This is a genomic window from Pistricoccus aurantiacus (assembly GCF_007954585.1).
GTDB classification, from domain to species: Bacteria; Pseudomonadota; Gammaproteobacteria; order Pseudomonadales; family Halomonadaceae; genus Pistricoccus; species Pistricoccus aurantiacus.
In genome coordinates, this window is record NZ_CP042382.1 from 2,072,244 (window position 1) to 2,096,022 (window position 23,779).

At 59.2% G+C, this 23,779-nt stretch carries 23 protein-coding genes; 15 read left to right on the forward strand and 8 right to left on the reverse strand.

Features of this window, described 5'->3' with window-relative positions:
- Window positions 1-62: 62 nt before the first annotated feature.
- The gene (locus FGL86_RS09950) at window positions 63-1,649 is read left to right on the forward strand and encodes an alkaline phosphatase family protein (RefSeq protein WP_147184419.1); all 1,587 of its coding nucleotides are present in this window, start codon (window positions 63-65) and stop codon (window positions 1,647-1,649) included.
- A gap of 10 nt (window positions 1,650-1,659) precedes the next feature.
- Here FGL86_RS09950 and FGL86_RS09955 read toward each other — a convergent pair whose 3' ends face one another.
- Window positions 1,660-2,592: a lysophospholipid acyltransferase family protein gene (locus FGL86_RS09955; RefSeq protein ID WP_147184420.1), complete on the reverse strand. Its 933-nt coding sequence runs from the start codon at window positions 2,590-2,592 to the stop codon at window positions 1,660-1,662.
- Window positions 2,592-2,963: a DUF4870 family protein gene (locus FGL86_RS09960; RefSeq protein ID WP_147184421.1), complete on the reverse strand. Its 372-nt coding sequence runs from the start codon at window positions 2,961-2,963 to the stop codon at window positions 2,592-2,594. Before FGL86_RS09960 ends, FGL86_RS09955 begins: the two co-directional genes overlap by 1 nt.
- A 254-nt stretch (window positions 2,964-3,217) precedes the next feature.
- Here FGL86_RS09960 and FGL86_RS09965 point away from each other — a divergent pair, with 254 nt between their 5' ends.
- The 8 genes from FGL86_RS09965 (at window position 3,218) to FGL86_RS10000 (ending at window position 12,683) form a co-directional block, all read left to right on the forward strand.
- Window positions 3,218-4,615 carry an MFS transporter gene (locus tag FGL86_RS09965; RefSeq protein ID WP_147184422.1) on the forward strand — a complete coding sequence of 466 codons (1,398 nt, stop codon included), beginning with the start codon at window positions 3,218-3,220 and terminating at the stop codon, window positions 4,613-4,615.
- A 93-nt stretch (window positions 4,616-4,708) separates the two neighbouring features.
- Window positions 4,709-6,499: an acyl-CoA dehydrogenase family protein gene (locus FGL86_RS09970; RefSeq protein WP_147184423.1), complete on the forward strand. Its 1,791-nt coding sequence runs from the start codon at window positions 4,709-4,711 to the stop codon at window positions 6,497-6,499.
- 121 nt (window positions 6,500-6,620) lie between these two features.
- Window positions 6,621-8,018 carry a solute carrier family 23 protein gene (locus tag FGL86_RS09975; RefSeq protein ID WP_147184424.1) on the forward strand — a complete coding sequence of 466 codons (1,398 nt, stop codon included), beginning with the start codon at window positions 6,621-6,623 and terminating at the stop codon, window positions 8,016-8,018.
- Between the two features lie 78 nt (window positions 8,019-8,096).
- Window positions 8,097-9,728 (forward strand): acyl-CoA synthetase, encoded by a 1,632-nt coding sequence (locus tag FGL86_RS09980; protein WP_147184425.1) that lies wholly within the window; start codon window positions 8,097-8,099, stop codon window positions 9,726-9,728.
- Window positions 9,650-10,606, forward strand: coding sequence for a 3-hydroxybutyryl-CoA dehydrogenase (locus FGL86_RS09985; protein WP_484266840.1), 957 nt, complete (start codon window positions 9,650-9,652; stop codon window positions 10,604-10,606). Before FGL86_RS09980 ends, FGL86_RS09985 begins: the two co-directional genes overlap by 79 nt.
- Before the next feature lie 12 nt (window positions 10,607-10,618).
- Window positions 10,619-11,392, forward strand: coding sequence for an enoyl-CoA hydratase-related protein (locus tag FGL86_RS09990; protein ID WP_147184427.1), 774 nt, complete (start codon window positions 10,619-10,621; stop codon window positions 11,390-11,392).
- 101 nt (window positions 11,393-11,493) lie between these two features.
- Window positions 11,494-11,814 (forward strand): hypothetical protein, encoded by a 321-nt coding sequence (locus FGL86_RS09995; RefSeq protein ID WP_246131587.1) that lies wholly within the window; start codon window positions 11,494-11,496, stop codon window positions 11,812-11,814.
- A 119-nt stretch (window positions 11,815-11,933) separates the two neighbouring features.
- Complete coding sequence (locus FGL86_RS10000) at window positions 11,934-12,683, forward strand: SGNH/GDSL hydrolase family protein (protein ID WP_147184429.1); 750 nt, start codon at window positions 11,934-11,936, stop codon at window positions 12,681-12,683.
- A 126-nt stretch (window positions 12,684-12,809) separates the two neighbouring features.
- Here FGL86_RS10000 and FGL86_RS10005 read toward each other — a convergent pair whose 3' ends face one another.
- Window positions 12,810-13,541 carry a murein L,D-transpeptidase catalytic domain family protein gene (locus FGL86_RS10005; protein ID WP_246131588.1) on the reverse strand — a complete coding sequence of 244 codons (732 nt, stop codon included), beginning with the start codon at window positions 13,539-13,541 and terminating at the stop codon, window positions 12,810-12,812.
- A 153-nt stretch (window positions 13,542-13,694) separates the two neighbouring features.
- Between FGL86_RS10005 and FGL86_RS10010 the strand changes: the two genes are divergently transcribed.
- The 4 genes from FGL86_RS10010 (at window position 13,695) to FGL86_RS10025 (ending at window position 17,885) form a co-directional block, all read left to right on the forward strand.
- Window positions 13,695-15,302: a L,D-transpeptidase family protein gene (locus FGL86_RS10010; RefSeq protein ID WP_147184430.1), complete on the forward strand. Its 1,608-nt coding sequence runs from the start codon at window positions 13,695-13,697 to the stop codon at window positions 15,300-15,302.
- Window positions 15,303-15,673: 371 nt separating this feature from the next.
- Entirely contained in the window at window positions 15,674-16,288 is a 615-nt protein-coding gene (locus tag FGL86_RS10015; RefSeq protein ID WP_147184431.1) for an undecaprenyl diphosphate synthase family protein, read from the forward strand.
- A gap of 289 nt (window positions 16,289-16,577) precedes the next feature.
- On the forward strand, window positions 16,578-17,447 hold the full coding sequence (locus tag FGL86_RS10020; protein WP_147184432.1) for a DMT family transporter: 870 nt from the start codon (window positions 16,578-16,580) through the stop codon (window positions 17,445-17,447).
- Between the two features lie 105 nt (window positions 17,448-17,552).
- Window positions 17,553-17,885, forward strand: coding sequence for a YnfA family protein (locus FGL86_RS10025; protein ID WP_147184433.1), 333 nt, complete (start codon window positions 17,553-17,555; stop codon window positions 17,883-17,885).
- A gap of 78 nt (window positions 17,886-17,963) precedes the next feature.
- Here the strand turns inward: FGL86_RS10025 and FGL86_RS10030 are convergent, their stop codons facing one another.
- From FGL86_RS10030 to FGL86_RS10045, 4 genes are all read right to left on the reverse strand, one after another.
- On the reverse strand, window positions 17,964-19,085 hold the full coding sequence (locus FGL86_RS10030) for an alkene reductase (RefSeq protein WP_147184434.1): 1,122 nt from the start codon (window positions 19,083-19,085) through the stop codon (window positions 17,964-17,966).
- 89 nt (window positions 19,086-19,174) lie between these two features.
- Window positions 19,175-20,173 carry an NADP-dependent oxidoreductase gene (locus tag FGL86_RS10035; RefSeq protein WP_147184435.1) on the reverse strand — a complete coding sequence of 333 codons (999 nt, stop codon included), beginning with the start codon at window positions 20,171-20,173 and terminating at the stop codon, window positions 19,175-19,177.
- Between the two features lie 96 nt (window positions 20,174-20,269).
- Complete coding sequence (locus FGL86_RS10040; protein WP_147184436.1) at window positions 20,270-20,923, reverse strand: 2OG-Fe(II) oxygenase; 654 nt, start codon at window positions 20,921-20,923, stop codon at window positions 20,270-20,272.
- Window positions 20,920-21,543 carry a CoA pyrophosphatase gene (locus FGL86_RS10045; protein WP_147184437.1) on the reverse strand — a complete coding sequence of 208 codons (624 nt, stop codon included), beginning with the start codon at window positions 21,541-21,543 and terminating at the stop codon, window positions 20,920-20,922. The genes FGL86_RS10040 and FGL86_RS10045 overlap by 4 nt, the downstream gene beginning before the upstream one ends.
- 152 nt (window positions 21,544-21,695) lie before the next feature.
- On the opposite strand from FGL86_RS10045, the gene FGL86_RS10050 reads away from it, so the two are divergent.
- Window positions 21,696-22,706 carry a lipid A deacylase LpxR family protein gene (locus FGL86_RS10050; protein WP_222433736.1) on the forward strand — a complete coding sequence of 337 codons (1,011 nt, stop codon included), beginning with the start codon at window positions 21,696-21,698 and terminating at the stop codon, window positions 22,704-22,706.
- Between the two features lie 103 nt (window positions 22,707-22,809).
- Complete coding sequence (locus FGL86_RS10055; RefSeq protein WP_147184438.1) at window positions 22,810-23,367, forward strand: NUDIX hydrolase; 558 nt, start codon at window positions 22,810-22,812, stop codon at window positions 23,365-23,367.
- Window positions 23,368-23,380: 13 nt separating this feature from the next.
- Here FGL86_RS10055 and FGL86_RS10060 read toward each other — a convergent pair whose 3' ends face one another.
- Window positions 23,381-23,692: a YqfO family protein gene (locus FGL86_RS10060; protein WP_147184439.1), complete on the reverse strand. Its 312-nt coding sequence runs from the start codon at window positions 23,690-23,692 to the stop codon at window positions 23,381-23,383.
- Between the last annotated feature and the right edge of the window lie 87 nt (window positions 23,693-23,779).

Sequence of the window (23,779 nt, forward strand, 5' to 3'; positions counted from 1 at the left end):
TGCATTCGCGGTCAGGGTTGCCGTATTCTAGGGCCTATGTTTTCTGGAAAACATCCGAACCGATGATCTATCTATTACGTCTGACATTTTTGTCCCTGGCCCTGACCGGACTGAGCTGGGGCGTCGTACTGCTGTTCGGCGGTGAGCCGCCTCCCGGGCCGGTGCCGCTGGACGTGCTGCTGGTGTTGGGGCTGCTAATCCTGCTGCCGCCCCGGCGCTGGCTGACGGCCCTGACCGCTCTTTTACTGACGATCGGCCTTGTGCTCTTGATCGCCCGCCAGGCGGTCTGGCAGATACTCGGACGCCCCCTCAATCTGCTGCTGGACGCGCCGCTGCTCAAGGCGCTTGAGCAGCTGCTGCGCAGCAACCTCGGCGCGCCGCTGGCCTGGCTGCTGATATTGATTGTGTCGGTACTGGCTCTGCTGCTCGTCTGGGGGCTGGCGTCTCAACTGGGACGGCTCTCCTGCCGACGGGCCTTGCAACCGGTTCAATGGGCAATGTCGGGAATTGCGCTGCTGGGCGCCATCGCTCTGGGGATTGGCGGCTGGTCCATGCTCGGCCAGGAGAAAAGCGTGAAGCAGGCCTATGCCATGCCGCTGGCGAATACCCTCACGAATCAAACGAGGCTGGCGCTGAAGACGCTGGATCAGCGCCGGCGTTTTCTGGCCCACCTCGAGAAAAGCGGTTTGTCCGTCGCGCCTCTGCCGGGACTGGCGGGCAAGGATGTCTTGCTGGTATTCATCGAATCCTACGGCATGTCTTTATATGACGATCCTGCCTCCGCAGAGCGGCTCGAGGCTGTGCTACGCCAGATGGCGCCGCGGCTTGCAGGCGCCGGAGTAGAAACCGTCAGCGGTCGACTGCGCTCGCCGATTCGCGGCGGCCAGTCCTGGCTTGCCCATGCCAGCGTGCTCAGTGGCATCACCATCGACAACGATCTGGATTACCGCCTGCTGCGCGAGCATTTTTCCGGCAGCCTGGTGCAGGATCTCGCCGCTAGCGGCCACCAAACCCTGGCGGTGCTGCCGGCGATCACCCAGCCCTGGCCGGAAGGTCGCGTTTATGGATTCGATCATTTGCAGGTAGCCAAGGATATTCCTTATCGGGGCCCCGCCTTGAACTGGGTGACCATGCCGGATCAATACACCTTGACGGATTTTCAGCGACGCCTGCGCGAACCCGCCGAGGCGCCGCTGTTCGTGCACATGGCATTGATCAGCAGTCATGCACCCTGGACGCCGATCCTGCCGGTGTTGTCCTGGTCCGCCATCGACGACGGTGGCGTATTCGATGCCTGGGCGCAGGCAGGTGAGCTGCCGGAAGCGCTTTGGCGGGACATGGACCGGGTACGCGAGCATTATGCCCAGGCGGTGGCCTACTCTCTGGAAGTGACGCTGCAATGGGCGACGCGCTATCTGGGGGAGGATGCACTGCTGATGGTGATGGGCGATCATCCGGCGGCGCCGCTGATCGTCGGCGAAGAGGCAAGTCCGGACGTGCCGGTGCATCTGTTCAGCCAGGATCCAGCGCTATTGGCGCCTTTTCACGCCCTAGGCTTCCAGGCTGGTCTGACGCCTCGATCCGGTGAAGACTCGTCTCCCATGTCTGCCTGGCGAGGAATACTGCGAGATGCTTTCGGAAGACCCTGAGACAAACCAGTCATTTATAGAGACGAAAGCGCTTCCAGTCCGGGCGCTTTTCGAATTCCGCCCGGGTCTTGCGATAGCGTTTGTATTCCCATTGGTATTGCACTGGGTCCAGGTCGATCGCGGCTTCGACACTGGCGTTGACCCCGGTGGCGGATTGCAGCTCGTCTTCTGAATAAACGCGCTCATCCGCGGCCAGAAAATGAATCTCGAAGCCTTTTCCCGGTACCCGTCTGGCCACGCCGGTGACGACCTTGGCCTGGGTGCGCGCCACCAGCTTGGGCAACAGCGTGCCGGTGTAAGCCTCGCGCTGGTAGAAAGGCGCGAATACGCCGCTGCCCCAGTCCGGCTCCTGATCCGGCAGGATGCCTACCGCCTCGCTGCGCTTGAGCGCCTTGAGCAGCGCCGCCACGCCTCGGGAATTGGTGGGGACGAGCTTCGCGCCCTGGCGCTCTCGGCCGTGACGTATGATCGAGTCCAGAGCGTCGATCTTGGGCGGCTCGTACATGGCGGTGAAGGGGAAATGGCTGGAAAGCCAGAAGTTGAGAATTTCCCAGTTACCGAAATGCGGGGCCAGCACGATCACGCCACGTCCTTCGGCTCGGGCCTTATCGAGAAGCTCCCGGCCCTGCACCGTCAGGATGGCTTTTTCCACTCGCCTGGGCGCGGCCATCCAGGCGAAGCCCAGTTCCAGCATGGTGGCGGTGGAATGAATCATGCTCTGACGGCCAAGTCGCATGCGTTCATCTTCGCTGCGCTCGGGAAACACCTGGGCGAGATTGGCAATGGTTACACGCCTTTCTCGTCGGCTCAGACGATAGATCCACGGGCCAGACAGCCGCGCTAGCCGCCATAGGCTGGCCAGTCGCCAGTCGGCCAACCACTGCCATAAGCGGGCGATAGTGCGAGCCTGCCAGCTCATCGTATCGGAAGTCTGTGTTGTCATCAGACCAGCCAAGTCTCCAGGTTATGGGGGGCCCGTTTTTCCTGCAGGCCCTTGAAGCCCTTGACGCAGCGAATGATCATCCACACCGCGAGCGCCACCATCAGCAGCAGGCCGATACCGATGAAACTCAACACGAAGGCGATGATGCCGTACACCAAGGAAATCCAGAAGGTGCGAATCTGATAGCGATAATGCTCGTCGAGCCAGTGCGGCCCCTTGCCCTTGTAGACGTAAGCGATGACGACCCCGATCAATGGCGTGAAGCCCACCACGAAGCCCGCCAGGTAAAGACCGTACACCACCATGGCCATGGTGGTATCCGGAGGAACGGCGGTGGTTCGCTGAACATCGTTTGTCGGTGTTTCGTTCATGGAGTTTTTCCGAGAAGCGTTGTAAAGCCCAATCATACTGATGATAAAAGCCGATGCCATCAGGCATGAAATTTTCATGCATCAACGGAAAAGCTGTTTAGAAAATGCATTAATGGTCGATATTTCGATAACTTGGAATTATATGTCGCTATTGCCGTTAAAAAGCGTCGCAAATAAACCTTTTCACGGCAAAAAATCAACGTATGATGCATGCGAAATTTCTTCGCGCTTTCGCTTGCCTGTCGGATTAACTCATGTCTCGTCAGCTTCTCATGATGGCGTTGGCGCCACTGCTGGGCCTTTTCATTCTTGGTATCGGCAACGGCTTCCTGGCGACCTTGATCACACTGCGCCTGGATGCTCAGGGCGCTTCCGCCCTGGTCATCGGCTGGGTATCCTCCGCTTACTTCATCGGTATTGCTATCGGCGCGCTGTTCAACGATCGCCTGTTGCTGCGTATCGGGCATATCCGCGCCTACGGCAGCTTCGCGTCGCTGGTGGCGGCCAGCGTGCTGCTGCAAGGATTATGGTTCGACGCCGGCGCCTGGTTCGTGCTGCGTCTGATCGGTGGCTGGGCCACGGTGGGGGTTTATCTGGTGATCGAGAGCTGGCTATTGACTTCCGGCGACGAGAAAGTCCGTGGCCGGCTGCTGGCGCTTTACATGATTTCGCTTTACGCCGCCGGGGTCATCGGACAGTTGATGATAGGCGCCACCAAGGATCTGGACGAGACCGCGCCCTTCATGATCGTGGGCATGCTGGCGGCGCTTTCCGTGCTGCCCATGGCAATGATTCCGCGAGTTTCGCCATTGATCGAGCACGCGGAGCCCTTGCCGATCTACCGCTTGATCGTGATCACCCCCACCGGCGTCATGGGAAGCTTCGGCTCCGGCATCCTGGTCGCCGCGATCTATAGTCTCCTGCCGCTTTATCTACAGCATATCGGGCTGCCGTTGGAGCGAGTGGGACAGATGATGGCGATCGTGGTGCTGGGTGCCATGCTGCTGCAATACCCGATCGGTCGCTGGTCCGATCGCCACGATCGTCAGCTGGTGCTGATATTGATCAGTCTCTTCAGTGCACTGATTTCTCTGGGAATGGTATTGCTGCCTCATGACCCCTGGCAGTTGGCGCTGCTGCTGTTTCTGCTTGGCGGCGGGGTGTTCGCCCTATATCCGGTAACCGTCAGCCACGCGGCAGACCGCATGCCGGCGGGAGCGCTGGTGCGCATGAGCCAGGGACTGCTGCTGATCAACGCCATCGGCTCGAGCCTCAGCCCTTCCCTGATTGGCCCGGCGATGACCGCCTTCGATGATGCGGGGCTGTTCTGGTCTCTGGCCGCGCTGGGGGTTTTCATGGTGCTGTTCTTCACCTGGCGACGCAGCGTGCGCCCGGCGCCGATCCCGGTGGCGCCTTTCGCGCCCAATACACCGATGTCCGCGGTAGGCGCCGAACTGGGCATTACCGATGAACGGTTACAGGGCGCGTTGGAACACGAGCATCACGAGGACTTGTCCGAGGTGGTGCCCGGGGTCGATACGGCGGAACCCATCGTTGGCCCGCCGCGTCCGGAGGAGGTCGAAACGCCGTATTTCGGCCCGCAAGAGCCTCTCGACGAAGGCAGCGATCAAGAACTGAAGCAGCAAGGCTAGGGGCGGTTTCGTTTTACTGCGACCTAAAGATAATGGTTAAAATCCGGCAGTGTATCTACTTTAAACTTCGCCATTTATCCCCTAGGTATCGTCATGATTCCCTATACTGCCCCGGTTCGCGATATCAACTTCGTGCTCGGCGAACTGCTCGAGCACGCTTCACTCGAACTGCCTGTCTTCACGGAAACCGGCCCGGATTTGATCGAGGCGGTGCTCGAGGAAGCCGCTCGGCTTACCGAGAAAGTCTGGGCGCCGCTCAACGCCTCCGGCGACCGGGAAGGCTGTCGCCTGGAAGGCGATCAGGTCTTCACGCCAAGCGGCTTTTCCGATGCCTATCGCGCCTATGTAGAAGGAGGCTGGAACGGTATCGGCGTGGCGGAAGAATGGGGTGGTCAAGGCCTGCCTGAGGTGGTGGCCAGCGCGGTGCAGGAAATGCTGCACGGCGCCAACATGGCCCTGGGCCTTTGCCCGATGCTGACCGCCGGCGCCATCGAGGCGCTTTCCCAGCACGGCAGCGACAAGCTCAAGTCCCGCTATCTGGAAAAACTGGTGAGCGGCGAATGGACCGGCACCATGAATCTCACCGAGTCCCAGGCGGGCTCGGATCTTTCTCAGGTACGCACTCGTGCTGCGCCTGAGGAGAACCATTACCTGCTGAGCGGGCAGAAGATCTATATCACCTGGGGCGAACACGACGCGGCGGAGAACATCATCCACTTCGTGCTGGCGCGCACCCCGGATGCGCCGGAAGGCAACAAAGGTATTTCCCTGTTCCTGGTACCCAAGTTCCTGGTCAACGAGGATGGCAGCCTGGGAGAGCGCAATGACGTGGTCTGCGCTTCCATCGAGCACAAGCTGGGTATCAACGGCTCTCCCACCTGCACCCTGAGTTTCGGGGAAAAGGGCGGCGCGGTGGGCTACCTGGTAGGGGAGCAGGGCCGCGGCCTGAATCATATGTTCACCATGATGAACGAGGCCCGCCACAAGGTCGGCTTGGAAGGCGTCGGCGTGGCGGAACGCGCCAGCCAGCAGGCCTTGGCCTACGCTCAGGAGCGCATGCAAGGGCGCAGCTCCAAAGCGCGAGGCGGCGCGCCCTGCGCCATTGCCGATCATTTCGACGTGCGTCGCATGCTGCTTTCCATGCGTGCTCGCACGGACGCGCTGCGGGCGCTGGCGCTTTACTGCGCGGCTCAGATGGATCAGGCGCGTCATAATGAAGACGCTGCCATCCGCAAGGCCGCTCAAGCTCGAGTCGATATCCTGATCCCGGTGGTCAAGGCGTTTTCCACGGATCAGGCGGTGGAAATCACCTCCCTGGGCATTCAGGTGCATGGCGGCATGGGCTACGTGGAAGAAACCGGCGCCGCTCAACTGCTGCGGGACGTGCGTATCGCGCCGATCTACGAAGGCACCAACGGCATCCAGGCCCTGGACTTGGCCGGTCGCAAGCTGCAGCGCGACCAGGGCGCGGCGTTGAGCACCTTGCTCGAAGAGGTCGGTAATATCGCGCGACAGTTGCAGGGCAGCGTCAAGCTCCGGCCATTGGGGGATAGCCTGACTCTCGGAATCTCGGATCTCCAGGCCGCCATGAAACAGGTATTGGAACAGGGTAGTGACGACGCCCAGGGTCTGGATGCGGTGCAGGCCTACGCCACACCGTTTCTCTCTCTGGCGGGCCATGTGCTGTGCGCCTGGCAGATGGGACACGCCGCCCTGGTCGCCCAGGCTGCCCTGGATGCGGGCAGCAACGACCAGGTATTCTACCATGCCAAGCTCGCCGGCGCGGACTTCGCCCTGCGCCACTGGTTGCCCATCGGTCGTGCCCAGCGCTCGATCATCGAGGCGGGCACGCAGAGCCTCGGCGAATTCGGGGTTCACGTCTGATGCGCGCCGTTCCGCTGGTCTATGTTCCGTATCGCGGGACGTCGAGCCGGCGGCATGATGTCATCCTATTTCCACCGTTTGTCTGTCACATCCGCTACTGTCCAATGAGCAGAAAATCCGCATGCAATTAAAACAACGCAAAGATGGCGAAGAGCAACCCTACTGGCCCGCAGGGCCATTCAAGATTCGTCTGCCCTTCGTTCACTACCGCTGGGAAATGGCGGAAATGATCCAGGGGTTGATCATGTTCGTCGTCAGCCTGGCCATGATTCCCCTGCTCGAGCAGTACTTGGGTCTGCCCTACGACGTGGCCCTGGCCTTCGTGGTGGTGTGTGGCATCGGCTTCATGCTGCCGGCGTTGTTGGGCGTGCCGTTGGTGCCGGGCTGGATCACTCCCGCGATTCCCGTCGTGCTGGTTTTCCTCGGGGATTTCGAGCCGGGCGTGGAAGCCACCCAGGCGCTGTTTGCCCTGCAGTTTCTGGTGTTCCTGATCTTTTTCCTCCTGGGCGTGACCGGGTTGGGCCGAAAACTGGTGCATCTGGTGCCCAACTCGCTGCAGGCAGGCATCATCATGGGGGCCGGTATCGCTGCCATCACCGGAGAGATACAGCAGGGAGGTCGACTGGCGGAAACGCCGATCTCGCTGGTCATCGGTATGCTGATCGCGATCTTCATGCTGTTCTCCGCAGCGTTTCGCGGCTGGGTCCAGAGTCACGCCATGATCCGCAGAATTTCCAACTACGGCATGGTGCCGGGCATGGTCGTCGCCATCCTTGTGGCCTGGGCGATTGGCGAGTACCCGCTCCCGGCCATCGAGTGGGGCGTCACTCGACCCAATTTCAGCGACATGTGGTCTTATCTGCCGTTCGTGGTGGGCTTTCCGGACCTGGATGTCTTTATGCTGGCGGTGCCTACCGCGGTGATCGCCTATGTCATCGCCTTCGGTGACATCGTGGTGGGCCGCAGCCTGATGTCACGGGTCGATCATCTACGCACCGATGAAAAGATCGACTACAGTACCGACCGAATTCACCATGTCACCGCCATTCGTAACCTCATGCATGCCTTCCTGGCGCCCTACCCAGGGCTGGCCGGGCCGATCTGGACCGCCGTGACCGCCACCATGGCCGAGCGCTACAAGTATGGCCGTAACGCTATGGAATCCATCTACAGCGGCGGGGGGACGTTCTGGATCACCGGGTTCATTGCCCTGTTCACGCTACCGCTGGTCAGCATGTTCCAGCCCGTGCTGCCCATCGCGCTCTCCCTGACCTTGCTGCTGACTGGTTACATCTGTCTGATGGTGGGCATCGAGCAGACCAGGACCACTGCCGAACGCGGCGTGGCGGGCACGATGGCCGTGGTGCTGGCGGTATATGGCGCCGGCTGGGGCTTGACTGCCGGGGTAGTGCTCTATTTTCTCGTGGAGAAGCAAAATCTGTTCGGTCGGGAGGCTCAGCGCGCCATACCGGATGAAGCAGTGGACGAAGGCACGGCACTCAAGGATGCAGGACAGTAGGAGCGCAACAGAGGCCAGCGACACGGCGTCGGGCAACGTCACGACAATCAACGCATCAGCAGACGAGAGACGTACACCATGGCAACTTCTATCTTCGAACAGGGCTTGCCCCGGACTCCAGCCAATCACGTGGCGCTATCGCCGCTGACCTTCATCGAGCGCACCGCGCAGATCTACCCGGACTATCCGGCGGTGGTGCATGGCGATCTGCGCCGGGATTGGCTCACCACCTGGCAGCGCTGTCGTCGCCTGGCCTCGGCGCTTCAAAAGCACGGTATACAGCCCGGGCAGACCGTGGCCACCATGCTGCCCAACGTGCCGCCGATGTTCGAGGCTCACTTCGGGATTCCGCTGGCGGGCTGCGTGCTCAATACCTTGAATATTCGTCTGGACGCTCAAGCCATTGCCTATATGCTCGAACACGGTGAAGCCAAGGCGGTGCTGGTGGATCCGGAGTTCGTCGATGTCATCGAGGAGGCGGTAGCCGGACTCGAGACCAGACCCTTGATCGTCGACGTGGCGGACGAGCTGTTCGAGGGCGAGGCGCGACGCATCGGCGAGCTGGAATACGAGGAGCTGCTGGCGGAGGGGGACCCGGAGGCGCCGTACCGTCTGCCGGAGGACGAATGGCAGGCCATCTCGCTGAATTACACCTCCGGCACCACCGGCAAGCCCAAGGGGGTGGTCTACCATCATCGCGGCGCTCACCTGAACGCGGTCAGCAATATTCTCGAATGGGCCATGCCACACCATCCGGTCTATCTGTGGACCCTGCCGATGTTCCACTGCAACGGCTGGTGCTTTCCCTGGACCATCGCCGCGGCGGCGGGCACCAACGTCTGCCTGCGCAGGGTCGAGGCCAGGAAGGTCATGGCGCTGCTGGACGAGGAAGGCGTCACGCATTTCAGCGGCGCGCCCATCGTCTTGAACGGCCTGGTCAATCTGCCGAATGAGGACAAGCGCGACCTGGGTCGACCGGTGAAGGTCACCGTGGCCGGCGCCGCGCCGCCCGCCTCGGTGATTGCCGGCATCGAGAACCTGGGCATCGAGGTGACCCACGTCTACGGGTTGACCGAGGTCTATGGGCCGGTCACCGTCTGCGCCTGGCGAGATGCCTGGAACGAGCTGCCCCTGGAGGCTCGCGCCAGGATCAAGGCCCGCCAGGGAGTGCGCGGGCACCTGCTGGAAGCGCTGTGCGTGGCGGATTCCGAAACCCTGGAGCCGGTGCCCAAGGATGGGGAGACCATCGGCGAAATCCTGATGCGTGGCAACAATGTCATGAAAGGCTATCTCAAGGATGAGCAAGCCACCGAGACGGCGCTGCGCGGCGGCTGGTATCACACCGGCGACCTGGCGGTGTGGCATCCGGACGGCTATATCGAGATCAAGGATCGTCTGAAGGACATCATCATTTCCGGAGGTGAAAACATTTCCACCATCGAGGTGGAGGATGTCATCTATTCCCATCCGGCGGTGGAAGAGGCGGCGGTGGTGGCGCGCCCGGACGAGAAGTGGGGCGAGACCCCTTGCGCCTTCATCAAGCTCAAGGCGGGCCAGGAAGATACCACCGTGCAGGAAATCGTTGCCTATTGTCGGGAACGCCTGGCGCACTTCAAGGTACCGCGCTACGTATTCTTCACCGATTTGCCCAAGACCTCCACCGGCAAGATTCAGAAGTTCGTGCTGCGAGAAATGGCGCGCAAGCAATAGTTTCCATCCACGTTTCAAGGAGCGATCGAATGAGCAACATGAATGTAGGTGTCGTTGGCGCCGGCACCATGGGGCAAGGGATTGCCCAGGTACTGGCCAGCAGCGGCGTGAACGTCAAACTTTATGACGTGGCGGACGAGCCGCTCGAACGCGCCCAAGGCAGTATCAATAGAGGACTCGATAGACTGGTCAGCAAGGATCGGCTGAGCGAAAGTGATCGCGACGACGCCTTGGCGCGACTCGAGACCACCTCGAAACTCGATGCGCTGAGCGACTGCGAGATCATTATCGAGGCGGCGCCGGAAGATCCGGAACTCAAGGAAAAGCTCTTTCGTGACTTGAGCGCCTTGAGCCGGGAGGCGATTCTCGCCTCCAATACGTCCTCGCTGTCGCTGACCCGGCTGGCGGCGGTCAGCGAGCGTCCGGAGCGGGTGGTGGGCATGCATTTCTTCAATCCGGTGCCGGTGATGGGACTGGTCGAGGTGATCCGCGCGGAGCAGACGTCGGACGACACGGTAAAGCGTGTCGAACAGCTCGCCGAACAAATGGGCAAGACCGCGGTCGCCATCGCCGATTCCCCGGGTTTCGCGGTCAATCGCCTGCTGGTGCCGATGATCAACGAGGCCGCCTTTCTGGTGCAGGAAAACGCCGCTACTCCGGAAGCCATCGATCAGGCCATGAAGCTCGGCGCCAATCATCCCATGGGTCCGCTGGCCCTGGCGGATCTGGTTGGACTGGATGTGTGCCTTGCCATCATGGAGGTATTGCAGGATGGCTTCGGCGACCCGAAATATCGACCCTGCCCGCTGCTCAAGCGCATGGTCGCGGCGGGGCATCTGGGCCGCAAGAGCGGCCGCGGCTTCTATGAATATAAATAAGGAGGTTGTTCCATGAGCGATAACCTGATCGAAAAGAGCGAAGACGCCGGCATTATGCGGCTGACCCTCAACCGTCCCAAGGCGCTCAACGCCTTGAACAGCGATCTGATCAAGGCGCTGGATGAAACTCTCGATGAGCTGGAAGCGCGCAGGGATCTACGCGCCGTACTGATCACCGGCGCCGGGGAGAAATCCTTCGTCGCTGGAGCGGATATCAGTGAGATGCGCGACAAGACCCCGGAAGAGGCTCGAATTTTCGCCGGCCAGGCCCTGGCCACGGTCAAGCGTCTGGAGCGTTTGCCGGTGCCAGTGGTAGCTCTGGTCAACGGCTTCTGCCTGGGGGGCGGCTGCGAGCTGGCCCTGGCCTGCGACTGGGCCGTCGCCAGCGACAACGCCGTTTTCGGTCAGCCGGAAGTGGGTCTCGGCGTGATTCCCGGCTTCGGCGGCACCCAGCGCCTGCCGCGTCGTGTCGGTCCCGCCATGGCCCTTGATCTGATCACCACCGGGCGCAAGATCGACGCCAATGAGGCTCTGCGTATCGGCCTGGTCAATCGTGTCGTGCCCCAAGGCGAGCTGGAAAGCGTCGCCGAGGAAATCACCAAACAGCTCAAAGGCAACGGCCCTCAGGCGGTTCGCGCCGCCAAGCAGGCGGTTCACGATGGCATGGATCAGGACCTGGACAGCGCCCTGGCCTTGGAAACTAGCCTGTTCGCCCTGTGCTTTGCCAGTGAAGAGCAGAGCGAAGGCATGGGCGCCTTCGTTGAGAAGCGCAAGCCGAATTTCTGAATCAGTTAATGCAATGAAAAAGCGGCCTTGATGACCCCATCATGGCCGTTTTTCGTGCTACTGGATAACATTCTTCTAAGCTGACGAAGGAGAGTGCTGCCTTGAAACCTCCAGTCACGCCGGATGGTCGCTATATCGTCGTCAAGGGACGCTTGTGGCGAGCGAGCAACCCGCACTTGTCCGAAGAGAAGCGTAAGTCTTTCGTGTACGATTTGATGGTTGCCCGACGCGAAGTAAAAGCCGCACTTAACGAAGAGAATGAAGAACGTTTGATCGCTGCCAGGAAGGCCGTCGATGCCGCGAAAATCGCCCTCGGCGAACGCGGGCCGGTATGGTGGACGGACGGCGCCAAGGATTTCAATCGTCACCTGGTCAAGAACACGCCCTATGCGGATTGGTATAAAGAGCTTTCTTACTCATAAAATCGATACTTCGTTCGGTTTCGCTCGCTTCCTTGCAATATTGAAAATTCGTTGTTTGTCTAGACTGCAATCAAAAACCGATGGGCCACTCAACAACTATCAAGTAGCATAATAAAAAGATGAAAAAGCGCATTATACTGTTTTACTTGGTTGGTATTCACTTGTTTTTAGTCGTCGTGTTGTTGAAAAGTAACTTTATCGAGCGCGTCGAAAGCAAGCTCGGCCTTGATGCCGATAAACCCGAAATCACGGAATTCTTTCATACGATGCTTGCCTATCATCTTCGTATGGATGGAAACATACCCGAAAAATCTGTTATTTTTATTGGTGACAGTATTACCCAGGGATTGGCTGTCAGTGCCGTGGCGAGTCTATCGGTGAATTATGGTATAGGTGGTGATACAACAGTTGGTGTCTTGAAACGAATTCAAGATTATACCTCGATAAGCAAGGCAAGAACTGTCGTCATATCTATCGGCATCAATGATATGAAATATCGAAAAAACGATGAAATATTTGCTAATATAAAGTCCATAGTGGAGAAAATACCTCAGCAGATTCCGCTTGTTTTTAGTGCTGTGCTGCCTATCGATGAAGAGTTGAAAGGGAGTGAAAGACGAGGATGGAATGCAACCAGAATAAAAGAATTGAATTCTAGAGTAAAAACATGGATTGAACCGTTAAATAATCGGTTTTTTGTTGATGCAGGATCGAGTTTGATCGATGAAAATGGAAATCTTTCGGATGAATTTCATATCGGCGATGGCATACATCTGAACTCGATGGGTAATGCCATCTGGATCGGGTTGCTTCAAGGAAGCCTGGAAGATATTCAACGGGATGTGGCATCCGGTATGGCTTCTCGTTAGCGCTCCAAGCCAGTGGCTGAACCCACCCAACCAGACGTCAATGCCTCAGATGCGACGGCTCTTGTTCACGTCATCTGCAAGCCAAGCCTTGATCAGCAATTGGTAGGGCATATTCCGCTTGCTGGCTTATTTCAGCGCCAGTTGCCCCTCGTCCCGTTCACAGTGAAAGAAGTCCGAACTCGCCAGCCACTGCGGATCCGGGTAGTAGGTAAAGAGATACTGATCTTCCTTGATGCTGTCGATCAGCGGTGCGGCGATCTCTTGTCGTACCGCCGGGCAGCCGTGGCTGCGTCCGAGACGCCCGGTCTGCTCGATAAAAGCCTCGCTGACATAGTCGGCGCCGTGGATGACGATGGCGCGCCGGTAGGCCAGATCGTTGACACCGGGCTCAAGTCCCTCCAGGCGCAGGGAATAGCCGTTGCTACCCTGATAGCTGTTCAAAGTGCGAAACAACCCGATGCTGGACTGATGGCTATCCGGGACGTTGGAGAAGGTCTCGGCCATGGCATTGCCGGAGCCTTGACCATGAGAAACCAGTTCCTTGAACAGCAGCTTCCGGCGCTGCAGATCGAAGACCCAGAGGCGGGGCTCGGTGGAAGGTAGCGAAAAATCGATCACCGCCAGGCGATCTGCGTCCGGGTCGGCGCAGGAGAGGGCGCGGGCCGCCAGACGCAAGACCTGAGGATTGGCGCCGGGCGCCAGCCGAATCAGCGTTTGATCCATCGCCATCTTGTGTAGCGTACCGGGCTTATAGACTTGAGCCAGGAAGTTATCGTTTGCCTGGGCGGGCAGGATGCCCAGTAACATGACGCCGAAAAACGCGCCGGAAAGCCACCGGCTCAAGAATTTTATCGCCATTCAAGCACCTTTCTTGTTCTATGTTGATTCTTTCCATCGGCTCTTTTGCGCTTAGAGCCAGGACACGGACAGACGAGGTTTGCTGGCTCGTGGTGCCTCGCCGGGTGCCGATATAGTAACCAGGACCGATCATAAACGCAGAAGGAAAGGTTTATGCCTTTAGCAAAAGGGTTAAAGACGCTAATTCTTTCGCTCATGCTTTTCCTGCCATCCTGGGGTTTTGCCAATGAGAGGGATTCCGCTGTAGCTGACGCTCTGGCCGCACAGTTGCTCGGAGAAGAAATCATACTGCAGAATTTCTATGCCGCCCGGCAAGGCCGTCCTGCCTGGCAAGAGATCGATACCGTTGCCGGCTTCGCCGCAGCCCTGAGTGGCCTGGAGGCGGATGGATTGAACTCACAGGACTACTGGCCGGATGCCTTGGTAGCGGGGTATCGCAAGCTGTACTCCATGGAAAGCACGCCAGCGGATGGGGCCAGTTTCGATCTACAGATCAGCCGTATCCTGCTGGCTGCGCTTCATCATCTGCAGCGCGGCAAGGTGGACCCCTATAGCGTCGATCCAAGCTGGGAAGTGCCCATCGACGCCCCATCTCTGGATCTTGCGGCGATCTCCCAGGCGGTGGACGCCCAGCGCTTCGAACAGGCCTTCACGCTTGCACGGCCTTCCGCGGCCCCCTATGAACGCCTGCGCGCCGGTCTGGCCCGCTATCGTCATATCGAGCGGCAGGGCGGCTGGCCGATGCTGCCGGCTCGACAACAATCGTTGCGGCCCGGAGACGTTCATGATGATGTGCTGCTGCTGCGGGAGCGACTGGCGATCATTGGTGAGCTGGAAGTCATGGCGGCGGACCTGTTTACCGACACCGAGCCGGAGGTCCTGGACCCACGCCGCTACGATGACCCTCTGGCGGGAGCCGTACGTCGTTTTCAGAAACGCCATCTGCTGGAAACGGACGGCATCATCGGCCCCCAGACCCGAGCGGCCCTCAATGTTCCTGTGGCCGAGCGCATCGACCAGATACGAGTCAATCTGGAGCGCGCTCGCTGGCTGCTTCACGGCCTGCCGGACTCTTTCGTGCTGGTGGACATTGCCGGTTACCGGGTCAGCTACTTTCGCCCCGATGGCGAAATCTGGCGTTCGCGCATCGTGGTGGGCCAGCCTTATCGGCGCACTCCCTCGCTGCGCTCGGCGATTACCCATCTGACCGTCAACCCGACCTGGACGGTGCCGCCCACCATCCGCCGCGAGGACATTCTGCCCAGGGTACGCCGCGATCCGGGTTACCTGGCCCGACGCAACATGAGCGTGCTGAGTCCCTCGGGACGGCGGCTGGATCCGTGGCAGATCGACTGGTGGAATCCGGGCAACGTCATCCTGCGCCAGGGACCCGGCCCGAACAACGCCCTGGGGCAAGTCGTGCTGCGTTTTCCCAACAATCATCTGGTTTATCTGCATGACACACCATCTCAAGGGCTGTTCGCCCGAGAGCAGCGCGCCTTCAGCTCCGGCTGCATCCGCGTGCAGGGCATACTCGAACTGGCCCAACTCCTTTTCGACGATACCGGCACCCCGGCCCGGATAGCCTCACTGATTGCTAGAGGAAAGACCCGCAATATCTCTCTGGCGCGTCCCGTGCCGGTGATTCTGCACTATTGGACGGTACAGGCCGGGCAAGACGGCGAGTTGGTATTTCGCCCGGATATCTATCAGCGCGACGCTGCCCTGCTCGCGGCACTCGATCGACCGCTGGCGTGGTAGTGAGGTGCCGGTGTTTACAGAACGTCAGCAGTCGAGGGGGTGCGGTATTGACACCGGTCAGCCTGGAAGCCTCCACGTGTCTGGGGCTCGCGATGAGCGATTCGCTGAGGTGGCCGGAGTCATGAATCCTGCATGGAACCCCTGGGTTCGGATTTCGAGGCTTGGTTTCACCTTTTCGTGTTGGGATAGCGTTGAAGCCATCAAAAACTGGAAGCAGCATTCTGGGCACCACGCCCGGGCAACAAAAGCTGGTATTCTGAGTTCAAGGTTCGAGTTACAAAGATTGAGCGAGACTATGGTGCGTGATAAAGCCGATAGCTCCTCAGGGGTATCACGAATATTTTTGGCCTATTAACCATGGACCGACAAGCATGACAAAACGGTCACTACCCAAACATGTAGGATTTATTCCCGATGGCAATCGACGCTGGGCGACTCAGCGTGGGCTTGCCAAGCAAGAAGGGTATCGATTTGGTATCGAGCCGGGCCTGGCCCTGTTCGAGCTTTGCAAGAAGCTGGGAATTCCCGAAGTCTCCGTGTATGGCTTTACCCAGGACAACACCAAAAGAGCCTCACCGCAGATTCAGGCGTTCCGCTCCGCCTGCGTGGAATTCGCCTTGGAGATCGCACGCCGTGGCGCGGCGCTGCTGGTGGTAGGTAAATACGGCTCGTCTCAACTGCCGGATGAGCTGAGGCCTTTCCAGACTCGGCAAGGTGAAGGCATCAAGGTGAATTTCCTGGCCAACTACCACTGGGAATGGGATCTGGCCGGGCTCGCCGAAGGCCGAATCCGCTCGCAGGAGGTTTCCCAACTGGACCTGATCGTACGCTGGGGAGGCGGAAGACGCCTCAGCGGTTTTTTGCCGGTGCAATCGGTGTACGCGGATTTCTATGTCGTGGAAGATTACTGGCCGGATTTCAAACCGGAACATCTCGATCAGGCGCTAGCCTGGTTCAAGAATCAGGATCAGACGCTGGGGGGATGAGTCCTTATTGCTTTCGTTAAGTGCGGAATCGCGCAGCTTGGGTTGCGCGTCCGCTAGCCGATTACCACGCTAGCCTGCTATATCCATTATCCAGAAACGGATAGTCCGTATAGCTTTCTTCCTTGCCGCTATAAAACGGATTCGGCTCGTTGAGTGGAGCGCCGAAGCGAAAGCCTCGCCCCAACAGTAATCTCTGACGCTCGTCTCTCATGAATCACTTGGCTGCCACGGTAGTGCTGAGTATCGCAACGCCGAGGAGATAGGAGCACCAGACTAAAAAGGAATTTAAATGACGAGTATAAGTACGGCGTTCGTGGTGTTGGCGGCGTTATTCTGGGGGCTCTCCGGCGGGATCGGCGGAATCCTCATGGCGGATGGCTGGAACCCGCTCGTGGTGTCGTTCTACCGGGGCGCGATCGGGCTGCTGTTCGTTCTCGCGTGGCTGGCGCTGCGTCCCCAGGGCAGCGGACTGGCCAATGGCCGAATGTGGTTCTGGGCGGCGGTAGCGGGTGTCGGCGTGGCGGGCAACTTCGCCTTCTATTTCGTGAGCATTGCGCAGGGGAGTGTCGCGGTTGCCGCAACGCTGATGTATTGCGCGCCGGTATTCGTCTATCTCGTGTCCTTCACTCTCAAGCTCGAAAGGCCAACCTTGCTCAAATGGGCCGCGATCGCGATGGTCATGCTCGGCATCGTGCTGCTGACGCGTATCTACGCGACCGGGTCCGGCGGCGTCACGCTGATGGGGGCAGTCGCCGGGCTGCTTTCCGGATTGTCCTATGCGGTATTCATCTTCGGCTTCAAGTATGCGGCACCGCACGGCAGCCCACAGGCGATCCTCGTGATAGCGTTCGCGGTGCTCGCCACCATACTGATCAGTCTGAGTGATACCGATCAGGCCCTGGCCGTGCTCGGCACGCCGAGTTGGCCGCTGTTCGTGATACTGGGGGTGTTTGGCGCGGGGTTGTCGTTCATTCTCTATATTGTCGGCCTCAATCATACCGCGCCGGCCGTGGCCTCGATCGTGGCGATGGTCGAGCCGGTCACGGCCTCGCTGTTCGGCGTCGTGGTGCTAGGCGAGAGCCTGGCCGCTGTACAGATTGTCGGCATGGGGCTGATTCTAGTAACAGTTACCATCTTGAGCGTAGCTTCGAAAAGCTGAGTTGAGACGGTTGCGACTGAAACCATCCGTGAGTCGCGCATGGGGCGGGAATCCATCCGACCGATGACTATTGCTGGGAAATATCGCTACCAAAGGTAGGTTCTTTTGCCTGAATTGAAGACAGTGGGTCTGTTCTTGATCACCGCCTTGGCGGAAATCGTCGGGTGCTACTTGCCGTATCTCTGGCTTCGGGAAGGCAAGACAATCTGGCTTTTGGTGCCTGGTGCACTCAGCCTGGCTCTGTTCGCCTGGTTATTGTCGCTGCACCCTACCGCCGCGGGCCGAGTCTATGCTGCCTATGGCGGTGTATATATTTTCATGGCAATCATGTGGCTATGGGCGGTGGACGGAATCCGCCCGACGGCCTGGGATGTAGTTGGCTCACTGGTGGCGCTTCTGGGCATGGGGATCATCATGTTTGCGCCGCGCGCCACATGATTTGCGCGTCGAACTGCCACGGCTAATGACATGCTTGACGCGCAGCCTGGCTGCGCGTCTATCGTTCTCGTTAGGCGGTCATCTTGCCAACTTGTCATAGCCGTTATCCAGGAACGGATAGTCCGTATAGCCTTCTTCCTTGCCGCCATAAAACGTATCCGGATTTGGTTCGTTGAGCGGGGCGCCGAGGCGGAAGCGCTCCACCAGATCCGGGTTGGCGATGTAGGAACGTCCGATGGCCACCGCGTCGGCGATGCCATCATCGATGATGCGCTTCGCCCGCGCCGCGTCGTAGTGGCCGCAGAAGATCAGGCTGCCCTTGAAGCGATCGCGCAGGGCGCGGCGGAAATCGTCGGTCAGCTTGATATCGCCGCCGGCCCAGTCCGGCTCGTTGATATGCAGATAAGCGATGCCGCGCTTGGAGAGCTGGTCCGCCATGTAGAAAGCCATTTCCTCTGGCTCGTCGTCCGTCAGGCCGAAAATTTCGATAAAGGGCGACATGCGGATGCCGGTTCGCTGCGGACCGAAGACCTCCGCCACCGCATCCATCACCTCCAGCGGAAAACGTGCGCGATTCTCCAGTGAGCCGCCGTATCGATCGGTACGCTGGTTGCTGCCGGTGGCCAGGAACTGATTGAGCAGATAGGCGTTGGCGGCGTGTACTTCAACCATGTCGAACCCGGCGCGCTTGGCGCGAATCGCCGCCAGGCGATAGTCCTCGACGATGCCGGCAACCTCATCGGTTTCCAGGGCGCGAGGCGTGCTGGTTTCATGACGGCCAGCGCTACCATCCTCGAACTCGACGAAGCACTGGGCGCCTTCGCCCTTCAAGGCGCTGGGGGCCACCGGCGGTTGACCATCCGGCTGCACCATTTCATGAGAAACTCGCCCCACGTGCCAGAGCTGCAGCGCCATGCGCCCGCCCCTGGCGTGAACGGCCTCCACCACACGCTTCCAGCCGGCTTCCTGAGCATCGGTCCAGATGCCCGGGGTATAGACATAGCCGCAGGCGGTAGGGGAGATGTTGGTCGCTTCGCTGACGATCAACCCGGCGCCGGCGCGCTGGCCGTAGTAAGCCTGCTGCAGCTCGCCGGGAATGCTGTCCGGGGTGCGGGCCCGAGTCAGCGGCGCCATCAGGATGCGATTGGGTAGCGTCAGGTCGCCGAAACGAACCGGAGTCAATAAGGTTTCGTAAGCCATGGGGAATTGCCTTGAATAAAGAACCGGGCCTGCTCGTCTCGAACAGGCCGGCGTGGAAAAAATGAATATAACGTGGTCGAAGATCGGGCTTACAGCTTGACCAGCATCTTGCCCTGGTTGCCGCCTTCGAAAAGCTTCAGGAAGGCATCCGGAGTTTTCTCCAAACCTTCCTCGACAGTTTCCTGATAGTCGATCTCGCCTTTGGCGACCTTGGGGCCGAACTCGTTGATGAAGTCGGTGTGATGTTGCCAATGGTCGAAGACGATAAAGCCCTGCATGCGCGCCCGACGGATCAGGATCATCGCCAGGTTGCTAGGGCCGGCGCTGGGGCCTTCGTCGTTGTAGCGTGAGATCATGCCGCAGACGGCGATGCGCGCGCCGACCTTGAGGTTGTTCAGCGCCGCTTCCAGGCAGTCGCCGCCGACGTTCTCGTAGTAGACGTCAAAGCCTTCGGGGCAGGCGTTCTTGATATCTTCACTCAATTGCCTGGCGTCCTTGCCCTTGTAGCTGACTGCCTTGATCCCCTTGGATTCGAGCCAGTCGAGTTTCTTCTGGTCGCCGGCGATACCCACCACGGTGCCGCCCTTGGCCTTGGCCAACTGCACCGCGAGAGAGCCCACCGCGCCGCTGGCGGCGCTGACCAGCACGTTGTCGCCTTCCTTTATCTCGGCGATGATATTGAGCCCCACCCAGGCAGTGGTGCCGGGCATGCCGAGTACGCCCAGGTAGGCCTGTTCCGGCACGTCGAAGTCGGGAAGCGACTCGACCTGATTGCCGGGCAACTGGGCGATATCCCGCCAGCCGCCCATGTGGCGCACCTTGTCGCCTTCCTTGAAGCGAGAGTCCCGGGATTCTATGACCTCGCCCACGGCAGCGCCTTCCAAGGGCTTGCCGAGTTCGAAGGGCTCGATGTAGGTGGTCACGCCGTCCATGCGCCCACGCATGTAGGGGTCCACGGAAAGCCAGGTATTGCGAATGCGTACCTCGCCGTCCTGGAGTTCAGGCAAGTCGCTTTCTTCGAGCTTGAACAGCTCGCGATCCGGCAGGCCTTGCGGGTGGTCGTGAATGGTGAAATAGCGGCTTTTCATGGTTCAACTCCTCGATCCTTGAAATGTTAAACACCTAACAATTCAGAGAGTAGAACATGGCTACGACATTGGCCTATTACAAGGGGAAATGATAAATCAGCGCGGCGGATCGACCAGTCCGCCGAGTGAGGCGTTGCGCCGAAACCAGCCGGCGATGCTGGCGCGGGGCTGCTGGGTCGGCAATACTTCGTGAAGTATTTTTTCCGATAGAAAGCACGTGAAAGTACCGCTCTTGGGAGGAATTCGAGCGATTTCTTGCTGGGTGTTCGGATCGAAAATCAGCATTTCGCCGCCGTCCCCTGGCCGCCAGTGAGAATTGAGATAGGTTACCGTCGAGATTATCCGATTGCTGCGGCCCTCGAAGCTGTCCAGATGAGCCTTGTAGAAAGCACCGGGTGGATAATGGGCGAAATGTGCTTCGAATTCGAATAGGCCCAGATAAAGCTCCGTATTGAGTTGATGCTGTAACGCCGCCATGGCTGAAAGATAGCGACGTTGTGCCTGGCTGCCGTGATCGAGCCAGTGGATGTTGTCGCCGCGAATATCTCGGCGTAGGCTATGCTGTCGGCCGCGACCGATGCCGGCGGCATCGAGGGCGTCTTTGCAAGCCAGAGTTTCGACTTCCGTGCGTAGTGCCTGACAAAGTTCGAGATTGAGAAAGTTCTCGCCGACGAACCAGCCGTCTTTCACCAGATGATCCACTAGTCGGGCCATGGCCTGCCGATCGAATACCGAGGCCGCATCGTTCATGGGCGCAGTCTCCGCTGCGCCGGATAATGCCGAAAAGGCCCACGCGCAGGCGGCGTGTCCAGGCTGATGGACCGGTCGAAGCCTTTCGCCAGAAGCTCCACCAGCATCATCGCGGACAGCCCCCAGACCACGTGACGGTCGACGCGATAACTCGGCACATATAGGCGCTTTTCCTCTACGGTGATAATGTCCGTGTGACTGCGGCGATCCTCGAGAAAGATTTCCAGCGGCGCTTCGAAGATCGTTTCCAACTCGCCCAACTCCGGCACCAGCGGCAGATCTGGCGGAATCACCCCGACAAAGGGCGTGACCCGCAGGCCATACAGCGAGAGAACGTCGCTCAGGCGTCCCAGCAGTTTGACACGCTCCGGCGGGAGGGCGACTTCTTCCTTGGCTTCACGTAGCGCCGTGGCCAGAAGGCTTTCGTCCGACGGCTCGCGCTTGCCGCCGGGAAAGGCGACCTGGCCAGCGTGCTGCTTCATGTGACCGGCGCGCAAGGTGAACAGCAGCGTCGGATTGGGGCGGGTAACGATAAGCAGCAGTACGGCGGCCTGGGGTAAATCGAGCTCGATACGTCGGGGCACATGGCGCTTCAAGCGGTCGTGAAGTTGCTCTAGCATGGGGTTTCCTGCAAGGTTTGTATCGTTGTACTCAGCTATCCCGAAGGCGTCAATCCACGCCATCGTTTTCAGATCCCGCGGGCTTGGGTAATAATAGCGGCAGCCGTTCGCTTAGATATTTTTAGTTGGTTAAGTAAAAATAAGGAAGTCCGATGGTATCTCAAGGATGTTTTACCCGCCGTCTCACCTACTGCGCGTTTGCCTTTTTCATGGCGATGGGGCTGACAACCTTTGCATTACCCGCCGAGGCTGAAGTGCTGTCGCTCAAGTTCGAGAACGATCTGCTGACCACCGGCGAGGATGGCCATTATACCAACGGTGTGGAACTGGTCTGGACCTTCGAGCCGGAGCGGACCCATTGGTCGCAAGGATTTACCCGGGCCTTGCCGAATGCGCTCATCGAGCAGGCAGATAGCGTTTCCTATCATTTCGCTCACCAGATGTACACGCCCAACGATATCGATCAGGAAGCCTTGATCGAGAATGATCGGCCCTATGCAGGCCTGATGTACGGCGGCGTCAATTTTCACGATATCGATCGCTACGACAGCGCGCGTCGGGCCACGCATCTCAATCTTGATATCGGCTTGGTCGGCCCCGCCACCGAGGCGGAAGAACTCCAGAAGAGCGTTCACAAACTGACCGGGAGCGATGATCCCCAAGGCTGGGACAATCAGCTAAGAAATGAGCCGATCATCAATCTAGGATTGCGTCGCCAATGGATGAACGAGCGCTCCCTGGCGGGACTCGATTTCGAACATGGTCCTAACCTGGTCGGAGCGCTGGGCAATCTGTATACCTACGCCGGCGCCGGCTATGGCCTGAGGTGGGGCAGCAGCCTCGACGACAGCTACGGTATTCCCGCTATCGCGCCGTCTCAGGGCGGACGCCTATATTTCACATCGCGGCCTGGATTCGACTGGTTTTTCTTTGCTAATCTGGAAGGCCGCTTCATGGCCTATAATCTGCTATTGGACGGCAACAGCTTCAAGACCAGCCATAGCGTGGATCGCAAGGAATGGGTGGGGGATATTCAACTGGGCGTTGCGGTAACCTGGGATGGCTGGCAGCTCACCTACAGCGGCGTGGCTCGTACCAAAGAATTCAGCGAGCAGAATAGCGCCGATGAGTTTGGCTCCTTGGTGCTGTCCCACGCTTTCTAGGTGGAGTGCGTAGGTAAGCAGGTATTTGTAAGTAGGGCGCGCTTGCGCAGACTCCCGCCAATTCCCTACCATGGAGAACATTATCTCGAATGGTAGGGTCGGCATGAACTTCTGTAGCCAGTGCGGTCATCAGGTACGTTTCGCGATTCCCGAAGGCGATGATCGGCCGCGCTATCTGTGCGATGCCTGTGGCGCCATTCATTATCAAAACCCGCGTATCGTGGCCGGCACCTTACCGATCAGCGGCAGCCGCGTGCTGCTTTGCAAGCGGGCGATATCGCCGCGCAAGGGCTACTGGACGCTTCCGGCGGGCTATATGGAGAACGGTGAAACCACCGGTGAAGCAGCGCTGCGGGAAACCTGGGAAGAAGCCTGCGCCCGGGTGGATATCTTCGATCTCTATACCATGATCAACCTGCCCCATATCAATCAGGTCTACATGATCTTTCGCGCGGAGCTCCGGGGCGGCTTCGATATCGGCCCGGAAAGTCTCGAAGTGGCGCTGTTCGAGGAACAGGAAATCCCCTGGGACGAACTGGCCTTTCCCACCATCGAACGCACTTTGTGGCATTACTACGCGGATCGGCACGCGGGGCATTTTCCACTGCATATCAGCGATATTGGAAAAGCGGACAGGGAGCGTTACTTTGGAAGCGCCTAGCGCTTCCTTATCCTCAAATATCCTCTAACTTCCAGACTTCGTAGGCCGGCTCTTCATAAGGATGCGCCAGACGCAGCGCCGCCACCGCGGATTCGATGTGATCTTCCGTACAGACCAGTTCCACCTTGAGTTCTTCCACGTACTCCAGTTCTTCGATGCTGCCGATATGCGGTTCCGCGCCGGGCAGCGGTCGAAACTGGCCTTGGCCTCGGGTCTGGAAACAGCAGGCTTCGTAATTGCCGATGCGTCCAGCGCCGCTATCGAACACCGCCTGCTTGACGCTCTCCGCATTCTCCAAGGGGACGAAAAAAGCGAGCTTGTACATCGAATATCTCCCGAGAGAAAAATATTTGGCAAGGATTGTACGTAGTGTCTAATCTGTACAAAGCGATCGTGGTTGATCCTTAAGCAT